This is a genomic window from Aquirufa sp. 5-AUSEE-100C1 (assembly GCF_054558655.1).
Window position 1 is genome coordinate 102,723 of the sequence record NZ_JBPXKO010000002.1, and the last position, 15,890, is coordinate 118,612.

Annotated in this window: 13 protein-coding genes; 2 read left to right on the top strand and 11 right to left on the bottom strand. The window is 42.9% G+C overall.

Annotation, left to right across the window (positions count from 1 at the left end; all coding sequences use genetic code 11):
• Positions 1-8: 8 nt before the first annotated feature.
• Complete coding sequence (locus ACMH5P_RS04320; RefSeq protein WP_459493092.1) at positions 9-737, top strand: sulfite exporter TauE/SafE family protein; 729 nt, start codon at positions 9-11, stop codon at positions 735-737.
• A gap of 58 nt (positions 738-795) precedes the next feature.
• Here the strand turns inward: ACMH5P_RS04320 and ACMH5P_RS04325 are convergent, their stop codons facing one another.
• From ACMH5P_RS04325 to ACMH5P_RS04365, 9 genes are all read right to left on the bottom strand, one after another.
• Positions 796-1,413, bottom strand: coding sequence for an OmpH/Skp family outer membrane protein (locus ACMH5P_RS04325; protein ID WP_459493093.1), 618 nt, complete (start codon positions 1,411-1,413; stop codon positions 796-798).
• Positions 1,414-1,451: 38 nt separating this feature from the next.
• Positions 1,452-1,991 (bottom strand): OmpH/Skp family outer membrane protein, encoded by a 540-nt coding sequence (locus ACMH5P_RS04330; RefSeq protein WP_459493094.1) that lies wholly within the window; start codon positions 1,989-1,991, stop codon positions 1,452-1,454.
• An 11-nt stretch (positions 1,992-2,002) separates the two neighbouring features.
• The gene (locus ACMH5P_RS04335) at positions 2,003-4,666 is read right to left on the bottom strand and encodes a BamA/OMP85 family outer membrane protein (RefSeq protein ID WP_459493095.1); all 2,664 of its coding nucleotides are present in this window, start codon (positions 4,664-4,666) and stop codon (positions 2,003-2,005) included.
• Between the two features lie 9 nt (positions 4,667-4,675).
• Complete coding sequence (locus ACMH5P_RS04340; RefSeq protein WP_459493617.1) at positions 4,676-5,425, bottom strand: isoprenyl transferase; 750 nt, start codon at positions 5,423-5,425, stop codon at positions 4,676-4,678.
• Between the two features lie 72 nt (positions 5,426-5,497).
• Entirely contained in the window at positions 5,498-6,190 is a 693-nt protein-coding gene (locus ACMH5P_RS04345; protein WP_459493096.1) for a DUF6089 family protein, read from the bottom strand.
• On the bottom strand, positions 6,190-7,146 hold the full coding sequence (locus tag ACMH5P_RS04350) for a hypothetical protein (RefSeq protein ID WP_459493097.1): 957 nt from the start codon (positions 7,144-7,146) through the stop codon (positions 6,190-6,192). The genes ACMH5P_RS04345 and ACMH5P_RS04350 overlap by 1 nt, the downstream gene beginning before the upstream one ends.
• Positions 7,147-7,229: 83 nt before the next feature.
• Positions 7,230-8,765 (bottom strand): DUF1501 domain-containing protein, encoded by a 1,536-nt coding sequence (locus tag ACMH5P_RS04355; RefSeq protein ID WP_459493098.1) that lies wholly within the window; start codon positions 8,763-8,765, stop codon positions 7,230-7,232.
• A gap of 3 nt (positions 8,766-8,768) precedes the next feature.
• The gene (locus ACMH5P_RS04360; RefSeq protein ID WP_459493099.1) at positions 8,769-10,139 is read right to left on the bottom strand and encodes a DUF1800 domain-containing protein; all 1,371 of its coding nucleotides are present in this window, start codon (positions 10,137-10,139) and stop codon (positions 8,769-8,771) included.
• Between the two features lie 64 nt (positions 10,140-10,203).
• The gene (locus tag ACMH5P_RS04365) at positions 10,204-10,668 is read right to left on the bottom strand and encodes a hypothetical protein (RefSeq protein WP_459493100.1); all 465 of its coding nucleotides are present in this window, start codon (positions 10,666-10,668) and stop codon (positions 10,204-10,206) included.
• Positions 10,669-10,819: 151 nt separating this feature from the next.
• On the opposite strand from ACMH5P_RS04365, the gene secA reads away from it, so the two are divergent.
• The gene (gene secA / locus ACMH5P_RS04370) at positions 10,820-14,179 is read left to right on the top strand and encodes a preprotein translocase subunit SecA (RefSeq protein WP_459493101.1); all 3,360 of its coding nucleotides are present in this window, start codon (positions 10,820-10,822) and stop codon (positions 14,177-14,179) included.
• Between the two features lie 94 nt (positions 14,180-14,273).
• Here the strand turns inward: secA and ACMH5P_RS04375 are convergent, their stop codons facing one another.
• Positions 14,274-14,648, bottom strand: a complete 375-nt coding sequence (locus ACMH5P_RS04375; RefSeq protein WP_459493102.1) for a four helix bundle protein — start codon at positions 14,646-14,648, stop codon at positions 14,274-14,276.
• 186 nt (positions 14,649-14,834) lie between these two features.
• Positions 14,835-15,863, bottom strand: coding sequence for a glutamate 5-kinase (gene proB / locus ACMH5P_RS04380; RefSeq protein WP_459493103.1), 1,029 nt, complete (start codon positions 15,861-15,863; stop codon positions 14,835-14,837).
• Positions 15,864-15,890 lie beyond the last annotated feature (27 nt).

The following is a 15,890-nucleotide window of genomic DNA, read 5'->3' on the forward strand; positions in this document are numbered from 1 at the left end:
CATATGCCATGGGAGGACAATATTTTATATTATTTTTATTGGCCCTCCTCGCCGAAATCATAGGAACAATCAGTGGGTTTGGATCTTCTATCCTATTTGTACCCCTTGCCTCTTTGGTGCTCGACTTCAAAATCGTTTTAGGGATTACGGCTGTTTTTCATGTTTTCAGTAATCTTTCCAAGATTTACCTCTTCCGTCAAGGAATCGATCGAAACATCGCCATCAAGCTGGGAATACCCGCCGTACTTTTCGTAACCTTAGGCGCTTGGCTGACAAATTACATTCCCCAGAAGGAAATCGAGATGGGGATGAATATTATCATCTTTTGTTTAGCCCTTTATTTAATTTCAGGACACCACAAGCGATTAAAAGAATCCAACAGTAACTTATACCTTGGCGGTACGCTTTCCGGCTTTTTAGCTGGTTTAATTGGCACAGGAGGAGCCATTCGAGGAATTACCTTAGCCGCCTTTAATCTGGAAAAGGATGCCTTTATCGCGACGTCGGCCTTGATAGATATGGGCGTAGATTCTAGTCGGGCCATCATATACATCGCCAGCGGCTATTTTCATCAAGAACACATTATTCTCATACCTTTTCTAATCGTCATCTCCATCCTAGGTTCCTATGCCGGTAAACGCATTCTTCACTATATTCCGGAGAAAGTGTTTCAATACATCGTCTTAGTGGTTATATTATTGACGTCTTTACTGCAAGGAATCAAGTATTTTTGGTAATGCAGGACATAAAAAAAGCCCCGATTCTCATCGGGGCTTTTGGTTCGATTCTAATCGATTATTTCTTTGGCTTAGCAGGTGCTGCCGCAGGTGCCGCAGTAGCAGGCGCCGCTGTCGCAGGAGTTGCCGTAGCTGTTACTGGCTTTGGCGTAATTCCCATCTTTTTCAAAACCAAATCAGACATGTTTGCGTCTGCTGGGTAATGTAACAAGATTGGAGCTGTTCCCATACCCGCATCGTAATTGAATACATAGGTGTAAGCATTTTCAGCAGCCACCGCATGCATGTTTTCTTCCACTTTCTTCAATAAAGGTTGCAACAATTGAGCTTGCTTCTTTTGCAAAGATGATTGCGAGTTTTGTTGAAACTCTTGAATCGAAGTTTGCAAGTTTTGCAATTCCTTCTCCTTGTCTTGCTTGATAATGTCAGCCGTTTTAGGATCTGCGCTCAACTTCTCGTATACAGCTAATTTATCTTGAAAGTCCTTTACTTTTCCTTGGTAAAGCGTTTCATATTGCTTCTGCGTGTTTTTCAAATCTTCCTCCACTTGCTTAGCTTCAGGCATTTGGCTTAAGATGTAATCAGCATTGATAAATCCAATTTTAACTTGTGCTTTTGCTGGTAAAATAGCCATTCCGAACACAAGGCTCATAGCTAAGAATAGTTTGTTTTTCATAAAAATTTAATCTAGTTGTTTTTGTTTGGTAATCTTAATTATTTTTTCAGATTGGGATCAAGTTCTAAGCCCAATTCTTCTAATACGTAATCGGAATAATCATGGATGGGATTCGTATAGATTAAGGCTAATCCATCATTTGCCTTATCAAAGACAAAATCTAAACGCTTTTGACGAACCACACGCTCTAAAGCCTTCGAAATTTCATCCAAAATAGGCTTCATCGCATTTTGCTTTGCCTTAAACAATTCGCCCTCCTCACCAAAAATCTTCTCTTGAAAAGCTTTAGCCTCTTGATCTTTTGTTTTTAGCACCGCTATACGTTGTTGGCGTAATTCTTCCGTCAACAATAATTCTTCCAAATGATATTCTTTTTCCATTTGGGCTACTGCCGCTTGCTTGTCGGAAACTTCCTTCAACCAGGCTTTGGTTTGTTCATTCAAAGCCGCTTGTACCTTTTGATACTCGGGCATTTTTGACGTGATAAACTCCGTATCAATGTAGCCAAATTTCTGTGCATAAGTCCGTTGACCCATGAACAGCATTCCCAAAATTAAGAAAAAAATTGACTTTTTCATTGCGTTAACATCTAACGGATTTGTTGGCCGATGGAAAAGGTAAATGCCTGACGACCAAAATCCGAATCTCCTGGACGTGGCTTGTCGAAGGCAAATCCATAATCGATACCAATCATACCGAAGGCCGGCATGAAAATACGTGCACCAAAACCAGCCGACTTATATAGATTAAATGGATTATAATCACTCATGGATGAGAAGTTATTTCCACCCTCCGCAAAACCTAGCACAAAAATAGTTGCCGATGGATTTAATGAAACAGGGTAACGCGCCTCCATCACAAATTTGTTGTAAGCAACCCCACCATTACCATAAGAGCCCGATGGTCCGATCACCCGATCTTTATATCCACGCAAACCAATGATATCTCGGTTAAATGAGAAACCCTGCACCATGCCGGAACCTCCCAAATCAAAGCGCTCAAATCGGGTCGTTGGCGCCCCACCGTAGGAACCTAAGAATCCTAAGTGCGCACGCGTATGCAAGACAAGTTTTCCTAACAAAGGCGTAAACCAACTCGCATCAAACATCCATTTGTGATATTCAATTAAATTACCGCTTTTATTCCCTCCCAATAGCGAGAAAGGTGGCGTCAATGACGCATTCAAAGAAAAACTTGACCCCATCCGTGGGAATGTCGGATTATCAATACTGTTCCTCGAGAAATTTGTCATCAAGGTAATTGAAATCGATTTACCCTGTGGGTAGGCCCAAGTATAGTAACGATCCACATCGAATTGAGAGAATGCCAATGAATTACTCAAGGAGAAATAATCATCCGGCCATTTCAAACGCTTTCCTAAACTGAAAGTAACCGAGTTGACATTAAAGTGGGCATCTAACAAGGAATCAGGCACCGAAAACGAATTATACCCATAGCCGCCATAACCTCCATATCCACCGTAACCACCCAAGCCGCCTAAGCCACCACCAAAACCGCCGCCACCTAGACCTCCACCAAAACCACCCCCAAAGCCAGCATTTCTAAACTTGTAAGGATAGGATACACTTCGATTTATGGAAATCGAGAAAGAATTCGGTTTCTTGCCACCTAGCCAAGGCTCCGTGAAAGTGAAGCTGTAATTCTGATAAGCTGAACCATTCGCTTGAAAACGAACGGCTAACTTCTGGCCATCTCCTGCAGGCAATGGGCGCCAAGCACTCAAATTACCAATGTTTTTGGCGGAGAAGTTATTAAATACGACTCCTAAGGTACCGACGAATCCAATGAATCCACCCCAACCACCGGATAGCTCAATTTGATCGGATGGCTTTTCCTCCACATTATATTCAATATCTACCGTTCCATCAGGACGAGGCTGCGGGTTAGGCGTAATCTTTTCAGGGTTAAAATATCCAATGGTAGATAATTCGCGTACGGTACGGATAATTGCCGACTTGTTGAATTTCTGCCCAGGTAATGTTCGAATCTCTCGCATAACCACATGGTCAGAGGTTTTCGTATTACCATTCAAAATCACTTTGTTGATCGTTGCTTGCTTACCCTCACTAATTCGAATGGTTAGGTCAATCGAATCCCCTTCAATCGCGGATTCAACAGGTTCTGCATTGTAATACAAATACCCATTGTCCATGTATACGGAGCTCAAGTCGTCCCCCGGGTTCCCTTGCATCTTCTTATCCAATTCCTCCGTGTTGTACACATCCCCTTTCTTAATTCCCAACACCATATTCAACACGGAATCTGGATAGATATAATTTCCCTCAAAATTGATTGAACGGTAATAATATTTCTTTCCTTGGACGAGTTTGATGTATAAATCAACCGACTCTGGGTTTACCTTGCCTACAGAATCCGATTTGATTTGAAAATCTCGGAAACCTAGTTTGTTCATCGCATCAAGCAATTTCACTTTATCTTCATCCCATTTTTTCGGCACAAACTTAGAGGGCTTGAAAATTCTACCAAAACGCATTTGCTTCGTATTCTTGATTTTACGAAGGACTAAACCGCGGGATTTTTCATCGATCCCATCCAAAATAATTTTGCGAACCTTTACCTTCTCCCCTTTATCGACCGTCACAATTAACGTAGCATTATTACCGCGAAGCGTATCCACCCGAATGGTCGATTTAGTCTTCACATTCAATCGGCCTTTTTCTTGATAATAACGACGAATGGCCAATTCCAAATTCTTCTTAAGCGTTTCAGTAATAATTTTTCCCTTGTAGGTTTTAACCTTTTCACTCAAACTTTCTTGCTCCCCTTTACGAATTCCAATGTAATTTATCGCATACAAACGAGGACGCTCCTTTAGCTCAATCTTCAGCCAAATTTTTTCTCCCTCGACTTTCGACGCATAGATTTCAACCTCCTCTAAAATCCCCTGATCCATGATTTTACGAATCGCTGTACCAACCGCATCTCCGGGAACCTTGATTTTATCTCCTCGCTGCAGGCCCGAAATATTAATCATGGAATTCCCATCGTAAAACTGAGAACCCGTTACTTCGATGTCCACAATTTCATATTCCTTAGGATCAGCCCACGAAAAACTTGATTCGGTTGTCGCCGCAGATGAAAAGCGCCGACCGCCTAATACTTGCCCTTGAGCGGTTTGAGCAACAAAAAGAACCAATCCCAGCACCCATACTTGCACTGACCAAAAGCCTTTTGATTCTTTACTAAAATTCATGTAAATATCCTTTTTCATTTCCAGGGTCTAGCCCTCACGTTTAACTTGTTCACTCGTTTTACCAAACCGACGCTCGCGCATCTGAAAATCAATGATTGCTTGATGCAAATTAACTTTTCTAAAATCTGGCCAATATAACTCTTCAAAAATATACAACTCTGCATAGGCTAATTGCCATAGCATAAAATTACTAATTCGATGATCACCACCGGTTCGTATCATCAAATCCGGATCCGGCATCCCCGCCGTTGATAAATGGGCATTGATCAAATCCGAATTCACAGCTTCCAGTGCCACATCCCCTGCGGCTACCTTACGCGCAATTTGTTGCGTAGCCTGCGTCAAATCCCATTTTCCCGAATAAGACAAAGCCAAAACCAAGGTCAGACCTTTGTTCTGGGCCGTCATTTCCATGGCAGCATCTAATTCTTTTTGAGAGCTCTTCGGCAATGACTCCAAATCTCCAATCGCTTTTAAACGAATCTGATTCTTCATCATTCTAGGCAGTTCATCATGAATTGCACTGACTAATAAACTCATCAAGGCCTTTACTTCCGCCGGTGGACGATTCCAATTCTCCGTTGAAAAAGCATACAAAGTCAAATATTGAACACCTAATTCTCCACAGGCTTCAATCGTCTCTCGAACCGCAGCAATGGCATGCCGATGACCAAAAATACGATCCTTAAAACCTTGCTGTTTCGCCCAACGTCCATTACCATCCATGATAACGGCAATGTGCTCAGGCAGATTGTTTAGATCAATAGCGTCTTTCAGATTTTGGCTCACAGCTAATTATTACAAAATACAAGAGACAAAGATAGCTAATCCTGTCCCTTAAACAAAACATTAATCCCTAGGACAATAAACAGAAATGAGCGAATACGTTATCGACACGGAGCTGTGAAGATATTGATCGGTTTTATTCAAGGTTATTGTCTTTGGCTGATCGCCCCACGCAGGCATTCCATCCAAAATATTCGTCAAGGATTTACTCGTACCAAATTCCCACTGCAAGCCCAATCGATCGCTCAAAGCCGCTTTTACCCCCACCCCAAAGGGAATGGCCCAAGTAAAAAATGTTTGGGGATTTGGCACCGCATTCGGCCCCATGGGACTCTCGGGACTCACAAATAAAAAACCTAAACCACCATAAACAAAGGGTGTCCAATTCCGAATATTTCGATTGGCCTGATAGTCCTTGAAATTGTAATCAACCAAACCCGCCAATTCAATCAATGGACTCGAAAATGATTTTGTTGAATAAGAGACTGTAGGTTTGGGATCATTTGCTCCATCCCCATCAATCCCCGTAAATGTTAGCTTCGCTCGGTACGCAAAAGCCTGTTTGGGCTGATACCTCAATTGAAAATTAATCGCCGTATTTGTCGTCTTCCACTGAGAAAAAGCAGGTAATAAATGCCAGTCCGACAAATCTCCCTTGTAAATTGTTCCTCCAGCGCCTGCCGACATAGACCAACGCTGTGCTTGTACCGAGAATACAAGCAACAATAAACCCAAGAAAACAATTAATTTTCTCATTAATTCGGCAATGGAGGGCAATCTACCTTGTTACGCAAATGATAGATAATCCGTATCTGCGTCGTGAAATATTGATCCGGTCCCGTCGAAATTTTAGGGACATTTACGGTAGCAGGAAGTGGAATTCGATTAGCTAAGGTATTTGCAGCAAAAGGTTCCCCCTCTCGTTTCGTATACAACATGCGGGCCCCAGGAAATGATCCTGGCAGAATACTATTTCGAATATCACTGACATCATCCAAATAATCCGTCAAGGCAACCCGATAGCCGAAATCGAAACCTAAATCTAAATTATTGTTCAACTTATAGCGCACACCAACTCCAAACGGAATAGATACACCAAAAAGTGAATATTCGACACCCTCATTCAAATAATTTTGTAAACTTTCCCCCTTGTCGGAAAGCCAAGATCCTTGAATCGGATTTCCGGAAGCATCTATCTGAGCTACTTCTCTCGCATCTGGGGAATGCAATATTCCACTTACACCTAAATATACATAGGGAGATACAACATTTCGTTTGAGATTATTTTCAGGATTTCCGCCGATTTCATAAATGCCAACCAATGACATTTCTTTAATATCATTGCGAAAATGAAGGTTTCGAAAGGAATTAGCATCCCATGAACCCACGGCAGGAAAATAATTATCGTCCCCCGCAATGCGGATGTAATTCAAGCCAAGGCTGGCGGAGAAATTCGGAGATAAGTGTCGGGTTATATTGGCTCCAACATTCCAACGGATGGATTGAGCACCGACAGCTGGCAGACCCCCCACGGGCAATAAATCCCCAATGTAATGCGAAGAGCCTGCTCCAAATGAAATCGAACTATGCTTTTTAAAGACTGGGAAAGGTGATTTCTTTTTACCTTTTTGGCCTAAAAACCACATCTGAGCATGGGAATCCGGAAGACCCAAACCAATTAAAATGACTAATACTACGAGCGGTCGAAACATAGAATAAACTCTAGCTTTTTAGCAACAACGAAAATACGCTTCGAATGTTGTATACAATTCAAGTTTCGAAGATAACAATTAATCTACTGAATCACCAATTGACGTGTCACGCGCTTTCCTTTGCTAGAAGTCAAACTCAATAAATAATGACCTGCAGCAAAACCTGTCACATCGATGTTGGCTTGATAAGAACCCACTTTTCGTACTCCTGCATCGATTAATTTCAATTGCTGACCCTGTAAATCATACAATGCCAATTGAATTGTCGCCTCTTCAAATATACCATACTGCAACATGGTAATGCCACTCGTTGGATTCGGCCAAGGGGCAATTAATTCCATCACAATAGCCTCCGGAAGCGCCTCAGGCGAGTTACGGTAGATCGGCAAACGCTCAAAAGTTGTCTTAAAGATTTGTTGGGTTCGCACATTGTCTAATCCCAAATGATCGCGCAATACTGTACTATAAACCTGACGATAATCGTAAGTAAATTTCAAATCTCCATTGCTGTCCAAAGCCTTCAAATTCGGATTGGGACCGATTAAACCGCCTCGAACTGTTTTGCCTATGAAAAACATCGGAGCTGCTGTCCCATGATCCGTCCCTGCAGTACCATTTTGATTTACTCGCCGACCGAATTCCGAATAGGTCATGATGCTTACATAATCCGACAAATTCTGATTATCCATGTCCAATTGGAAGGAGGTGACCGCATCCGAAATCGTTTTCCACAAATTCGCATGCTGCGTCAACTGATTGGCATGTGTATCAAAACCGCCAATATTCAATAAATAAACCGGGGTCTCTAAGCCTCCTGATATCAATTTTGACACGATTCCAAATTGTCGACCCAAATTTGTCGACGGATAAGTCACCGTATTCTTTCCCTTATTAGCACCGCTTTGAATCACACCCGCATATTGTAAGGAAGCCGCGGCAATCTGTTTCAAAAAGCCTAACTCATCACCGGCTAATGTTGCCGGAGGAATATCTTTGTCGGAGGTAGTTCCATTGACCAACTGATAAAATAAATTGGGATCCTCAAACACCGTACTAAATCCACCTTGGTCGGATTGAAAAAGCAGCGATTCCACAGAACCTAATTGTACTGCCATTGGGTGTTGCGCCAAGGCAATGGGGAAATTCGGATAGCGCGTTTTTAAAAAACGGCCAGCCCAACCTTCTTCTAATACGGTTGAAGCATCCGAACCTGTATTCCAAATATCTGTCGCCCGAAAGTGGGAACGATTCGGACTTGGATAACCGATGTTTTGCGCAATACTAACTTGTCCTTTATCATATAGTTTCTTTAAGCCAACTGCTGAAGGGTGTAAATACATGCCTTGATCCAAAGCCAATGCATTTTCCTTTTTAATGGCAATCGCTGGGCGAGCTGAAAAATACAAGTCATCCTCTGCAGGAATCACCGTATTTAATCCATCATTCCCGCCCGAAAGCTGAATGATGACCAAAACCTTCCCGGGTTGAGCTTGAGCTGCATATGCAGCAGGAATTTGACCAAAGGCCTTACCCGTAACACTTCCCAAACCAAAGCTAAGCCCCCCACTCAAGACAGCCATTTGCTGTAAAAACGATTTCCGATTGATGTGTTTTTTCATGGCCTAGATCAGTTGATATTCAGGTAATCGCATAATCGCTTTCAATAAACGGATAATACGAGCATCCGCTTGCGGGGTATAAGTCGACCAATTGGCCGCAATCGTACCATCCAAAAGTGTATCCAACATGAATTGTCTTTTGGTGTCCGATATCGGAAACAAAATCAAGGAATCAATCACATCATTCACAAATTTCCCAGCTTGCTCACTGGAAGAAAAACTACGCGCATAAGCTAATACATCTAATTTCCCCGTTACAGCAACCCCATTAAAACGTTTACCTGTCAAGAGCGAATCGGTAAATCCACCTCGGTACGAATAGGTTGTCGAACTAATCCAATCCCGTTGCCCCGGCCAACCCGCCACATTAGGCGGTTGGAACAATTGCATTTGAAGGATTTTTGATAACTCATACACATTCACCATATCAGGTACTTTTACCTGCAAGGCCTTCAATGATCCAATCATCAATTCCTGCGGATCTTTGATCCGACTCCCCTGAAAATTAGTTTGATAAAAATGATCCGAAAGAAACATAAATCGAAGCAAGGGCTTCATTTCATAATTATTCGATCGCAGAACCGTAGCCATCTGCGCCACAAAAGCCTCGTCGGCCTTGTAGTAAATGAAGTTCTTGTAAATTTTCCGACAAATAAATTCGGCACTGGCTTTTTGCTCAAACACCCAGTCGACCAAGGTATTGACATTGAATTGCGCCGTTTTTCCAAAAACCGTTACGGACGCATCCTTGTGCCAGCGCGTCGGATCAAATACGGATGTTAAGCCTTTCACTTGCCAACCTGATAAGACCTTCGCGGCTTGTTTGATATCATTTTCGGTATAATTACCGATCCCTAAGGCAAATAATTCAAATAATTCGCGCGCGTAATTTTCGTTCGGTCCTGTTCCCCGACTGTTATTTCCGTCCAAATAAATCAACATAGTCGGATCAACACTGACTTCTTTGACCATTTGTTTGAAATTGCCAAAGGCAAATTTTCGAAACAATTGATTTTGCTGATACATGTGTTGCGGGTAATTGACTTTGTCTCGTTCACAGGCAAAATGATTATGCCAAAACAAGACCATCTTTTCTTGTAAATTAATACCCTGAGCGAACATGCGATTGTTCCACCAATAATTTAATTCCCGGTACCATCTTCCCGCATCTCCCGAATCTTGCTGGGCTTGCGCAGGTAAGGTAGTTACCCAGGTATTTGGAGGAGCTGGTAATGTAACATCGGCCAACAAAGCCTTGTCGATTAAATCTTCCAAAGATCCATAACCCATGGCTTGCTGCAGTTGCTCTTTGGAGTAGCCAAATAGCGTACGAGCTAGTAAGTGTTTAGCATTCGGGAGGGTAAGTGTGGGCATGATAGAACTGTAAATCAAACCCAAGATAGGGGCTAAATATGGATTATCAAAAAACTGATAATTATTATTTCTTAAATCTTATTTCGAGCGTCGTATCCGGTTTGCTGAAACGGGTTACTCGAACTTTCAGACTACCCGACTCTTTTTTAAGTCGCTGAGGAACAGCTATTTGCTCGAAAAAAGTAGAATCCGCCTGATAGAGGTCTATTTTCTTACGCTTCCCTCCTTTTTCTTTCACCACTAAAATGTAATGAATCTCAGCACGGTCACTCGCGTCAAAATATTTTTTCCGGATCGCACCATCAATTTCCATTTCACGAACCTCGGATTCCGAATCATAAACTTTCTCCGCCCAAAGTTGGGGTAAAATAGCCTGACCCAACATTCCCAGCCCCACGAGAACAAAAAGGTAAGTGGAGAAATTTTTCGTTCCCCCTTGGCCCGTACCTTCCCCTAACATCCCTCCAAAGAGAGGCATTTTGAGTTTCTTGCGCGGAGCGCGACGAGGAGGTGTTGGATAATCAGCCATAGCAAATCTTGATTGAGCTACAAAACAAATGAATTCATACCGAAATCCGTAAAAATTTTGGATTAATTCTTCGAACATAGCAAGGATAAAAATTCAAATTGGTAAATTGCCAATTAAATTAACACCAAGCCTAGGTAGGCCCTATTTTACCATGTTTTCAATACTAAGCAAAACCGTTACAAAAATATTTGGTACGAAGTCAGAACGTGACATCAAGGCAATCATGCCGATCGTGGAGAAGATCAAAGAGGAGTATGCACGTTTGCATGAGCTTTCGGACGATGCTTTGCGCGCAAAATCGTACGAATTCAAACAACGCATCCAAGATTTTCTAGCGGATATCGATACGCAAATCAGCTCCTTGCGTGAACAAGGTAATGCGACGGAGGACGTTGATGAAAAGGAAACCTATTTTTCGCAAATTGATAAATTAAACGAAGAGCGCAACAAGCAATTGGAAGTCGTATTAATGGACTTACTGCCCGAGGCTTTTGCGGTTGTGAAAGAAACGGCTCGTCGTTTTACAGAGAACAAAAAATTAGTCGTTACAGCGACTGTTGAAGATAAATTCATCGCAGCCAAGAAAGCGAATGTGGTCATCGAAGGGGATAAAGCCATTTGGCATAACCAATGGCTTGCCGCCGGAAACCAAATCACTTGGGACATGATTCACTACGATGTCCAGTTGATCGGTGGTATCGTTTTACACCAAGGAAAGATTTCCGAAATGGGTACAGGGGAAGGAAAAACCTTGGTTTCAACCTTGCCAACTTACCTGAATGCCTTGGCCGGACGTGGAGTTCACTTGGTTACCGTGAATGATTACTTGGCGAAACGTGACTCGGAGTGGAATGCACCCCTGTTTGAATTCCATGGTTTGAAGGTGGATTGCATCGACAAGCACGAACCCAATACCGAAGAGCGTCGTCAGGCTTATTTAGCGGATATTACTTACGGAACGAACAATGAGTTTGGTTTCGATTATTTGCGTGACAACATGGCGCGCAGCTTGGAAGATCAGGTTCAGCGACCACATCATTTCGCAATGGTCGATGAGGTGGACTCCGTGTTAATCGATGATGCACGTACCCCATTGATCATTTCAGGACCTATTCCGAAAGGAGATGAGCAGGAATTTGAAGCTTTCCAACCGCGTGTGAATAAACTGGTGGAAGCCCAAAAACAAATCGTTCAAAACTTCTTGGTAGAAGCCAAAAAAGAAATTGCGGCGGGCAACAAAAAGGAAGGCGGGCTTGCCTTATTCCGTGCCTATCGTGGTTTACCAAAATCCAAGCCATTAATTAAATTCTTGTCGGAAAACGGCATGAAACAACTCATGCACGAGACGGAATCCATCTACTTGGCTGAAAACCAAAAATTGATGCCGCAAGCGGATGAGCCACTCTTGTTCACGATTGAGGAGAAGAATAATCAAGTGGAATTGACAGAAAAAGGTTTGGCATTTATGAGTGGAAACACCGAAAATCCAGACTTCTTCGTATTACCTCACTTGTCGATTGATTTGAACAAAATTGAGCAAAACAAGGAATTAAGTGATGCGGAGCGATTGTCTCAAAAGGAACAATTAATTACGGAATACAACGAGAAAGCATCTCGTATCCATACGGTTAACCAATTACTAAAGGCCTATACCCTCTTCGAAAAAGATACCGAATACATCTTGGTGGAGGGCAAAGTGAAGATTGTCGACGAGCAAACCGGTCGTGTGATGGAAGGCCGTCGTTATTCCGATGGTTTACACCAAGCAATCGAGGCAAAAGAAGGGGTGAATGTAGAAGATGCATCGCAGACTTATGCCACAATTACTTTGCAGAATTACTTCCGTATGTACCACAAATTGGGTGGTATGACGGGTACAGCCGAAACAGAGGCGGGTGAATTCTGGACGATTTACAAATTGGATGTGGTTTCGATTCCAACAAACCGTCCGATCCAACGTAAAGATCAGGAGGACAAGGTATACCGCACTGTTCGTGAGAAATACAATGCCGTTGCGGAAGAAATTCAGGAATTAGTTGCCGCAGGCCGTCCGGTGCTTGTCGGAACAACTTCCGTAGAAAATTCGGAATTATTAAGCCGATTGCTCAATATCCGTAAGATTCAACACAATGTTTTGAACGCGAAGCAGCACGCACGTGAGGCGGAAATTGTTGCGGAAGCAGGACAGTCGGGCAAGGTAACCATTGCCACCAACATGGCTGGACGTGGTACCGACATTAAGTTGAGCCCTGAGTCGAAAGCCGCAGGTGGTTTAGCGATTATCGGTACGGAGCGCCATGAGTCCCGTCGGGTCGATCGCCAGTTACGTGGTCGTGCCGGTCGGCAGGGAGATGTGGGATCATCTCAATTCTTCGTATCCTTGGAAGATAACTTGATGCGTTTATTCGGTTCGGATCGTATTGCGAAGGTGATGGATCGTTTGGGTATGGAAGAGGGCGAAGTGATTCAGCACTCGATGATTACTAACTCGATTGAGCGCGCGCAAAAGAAGGTAGAGGAAAACAACTTTGGTATACGTAAGCGTTTATTGGAATACGATGACGTGATGAACTACCAGCGTAATGCGATTTACAAGCGTCGTCAAAATGCCTTATTGGGTGAGCGTTTATCTCTCGACATTATCAATATTCTATTCGATGTTTGCCAAGACATCACGACAAGCTATTCGAATTACGAGGAACTTGAATTAAAGGTCATTGAATTGTTGGGCATGGAACCACCATTCACCGCCGAAGAATTTAATCGTCTTCCGGTAGACAAGCGCACGGAGCAATTGTTCTTGGCGGCAGAAATGCATTACAAGTCGAAGAATGAAATCATTGCCCAGCAAGTGATTCAAGTCGCGGAGGAAGCAAAGCGTCAAGGATTCTCAGGCATACAGGTTCCTATCTCAAACGGTCACATGGTGACGGGAGTTGTGGTAGATGCAGTTAAGACCATTTCTACTCAAGGGAAAGAAGTGATTTCCGAGATGGAGAAATTCATCACCTTGACGCTGATCGACCAAGAATGGAAGGAGCATTTACGCGAGATGGATGACTTGAAACAATCCGTACAAAATGCGGTATTTGAGCAGAAGGATCCCCTATTGATTTACAAATTTGAGGCGGTGAATTTATTCCAACGCTTTGTAGCGCGTGTCAACTCGGATACCATCAGCTTTGTGATTAAAGCAGAAATCCCAGCAGCTCAATCGACCAACCAAATGGCACCTAAAGCCCCGAAAGAAAAAGCTCCTAAATTGCAAATGAGCAAGGATGAGGCTTTATCTTCCTTATTGGGAGGTTTGGCCGGAGCTCAAGAGGAACCCGGTTATCACGACCCATCTGCAGGCCAAGCGGAACGCGTAGCACCTCGCCAAGCGATTAAAATCGCCGACCGTAACCAACGCGTAACCGTTCAATACCAAGATGGAAGCATCAAGGAAAACGTTAAATACAAGGCCGTGGAGGCGGATGTGGAAAGCGGGAGAGCGGTTGTGGTAGGTTAGACGTTAGACGTTAGACGTTAGACGTTAGATGTTGGACGTTAGATGTTGGACGTTGGTGAAAGTAAGTAAGGACGCGATGAAATTCGCGTCTTTTTCATTTATTGCGCTCAATAGCAATTATCAGGTAATTGATTAATGAGTTAATCATTTTACCAATTTGATTCAGTTGACTCATTAATTCAATTTGTTTCTCCTTGCGAATGTAGTTTAAGTTGAGAGATATAACTAGCATCGATTTAAGCTCGCCAAGAGAGCCCAACGCAATCATAAGAAAACGCTTAAATTCCCGATCTGATTTTCGATAGAATCCTTCAGCAATATTATTGGAAATAGAAATTGATGCGCGTTGAATTTGGTTACGAAAACCAAAATCAGCTAAATCAGCAAAACTGCGATAAATCGATTTCGCCACCAAAATGGCTTGCTGCCAAACCAGCAGATCCTCAACTTTCCTTTCTTTTTCCTTCATGATCAAAGAAAGAGCGAATTCAAATAAATATGAATATAAAAGTTGAGATTATTCCCAATTTATCAATTTGTTGATATATGAGCGATAAGTTTCTGAAGTCTACGTCCAAAAACTATCGACTAATAGACGCGAAGTATCGCGTCTCTACAAGATAAGTTCCAAAGTCTAACGTCTAAAGTCTAATGTCTAATAGACAACAATATCATCCGCATTCGCCACCTCTCTGCTCTCCACAGACGCAATAAGATCAGATTTCGAATAACGTGTGCGTGCAATCGCTACCGAATTTTTCGTTGGGTCAAGGATTTCTACGACCTCCCCTTTTTCGAATTCGCCGATGTATTCCAGGACACCGACCGACAATAAGCTCTTACGATTTTGAATGGCCTTCACGGCTCCCTTATCTAAAACGATACGACCCGTAATGACACTTCCGGAGGCCAACCATTTTTGTCGGGCAGAAAGTGTGGCCGCCTGCGCCTCAAAAACTGTACCAATATTTTCATGCAAGGCATCTACGATTCCATTCGACTGATCCAGACCAAAAATAACCACCTTGATCCCCATACGAGTCGCCAAACGCGTGAAGGTCAACTTAGATATCATACCACCCAAACCGGTACTCGATGTGTCCGTGCTTACCACACCCAAAATCGAGGAATCGATTTCTGCCACATGTCGAATGATTTGACCTTCGGCATCCAATAATCCCCCAACGGATGTCGAGATAAGTAATTTCGCTGCCCCAAATCCCGTCGCAATTAATGTGGCTAATTCATCATTATCCGAAAACTTCAATTCCACATTACTTACCACGTCATTTTCATTCGCGATAGGAATAATGTCATTGCGCCAAAGTTCTTGATAGGTTTCCTTTAATTGCAAAAATGACTCCCGTTTCGAAAAGTGATGGCGTTCGCAAAGACTTTGAGCGATCGAGATGCCGTACTTTTGAAAGTAGTGGTTGTATTTGGCGATCAATAAAGGATTCCCCACGGCAGCGGCGGCTTTGCGTTCCGACAAACTGCCCTTGTAATGTTTTAGGGTTGCCTTTCCAGCGGCAACTGCCCCACTGGAAACCAAGACGATCGAATAATCATGTTGGAGACTAGCTACCTGCGCCGCAATCTTCTCGAGCGTCTGCTCATTCACCTCCCCATTCGCATGGGTGATGGAAGAGGAACCAAACTTAATTACGAGAATCGGCTTCGACATAATCTGAAAATTTACCCAATTTAGGCC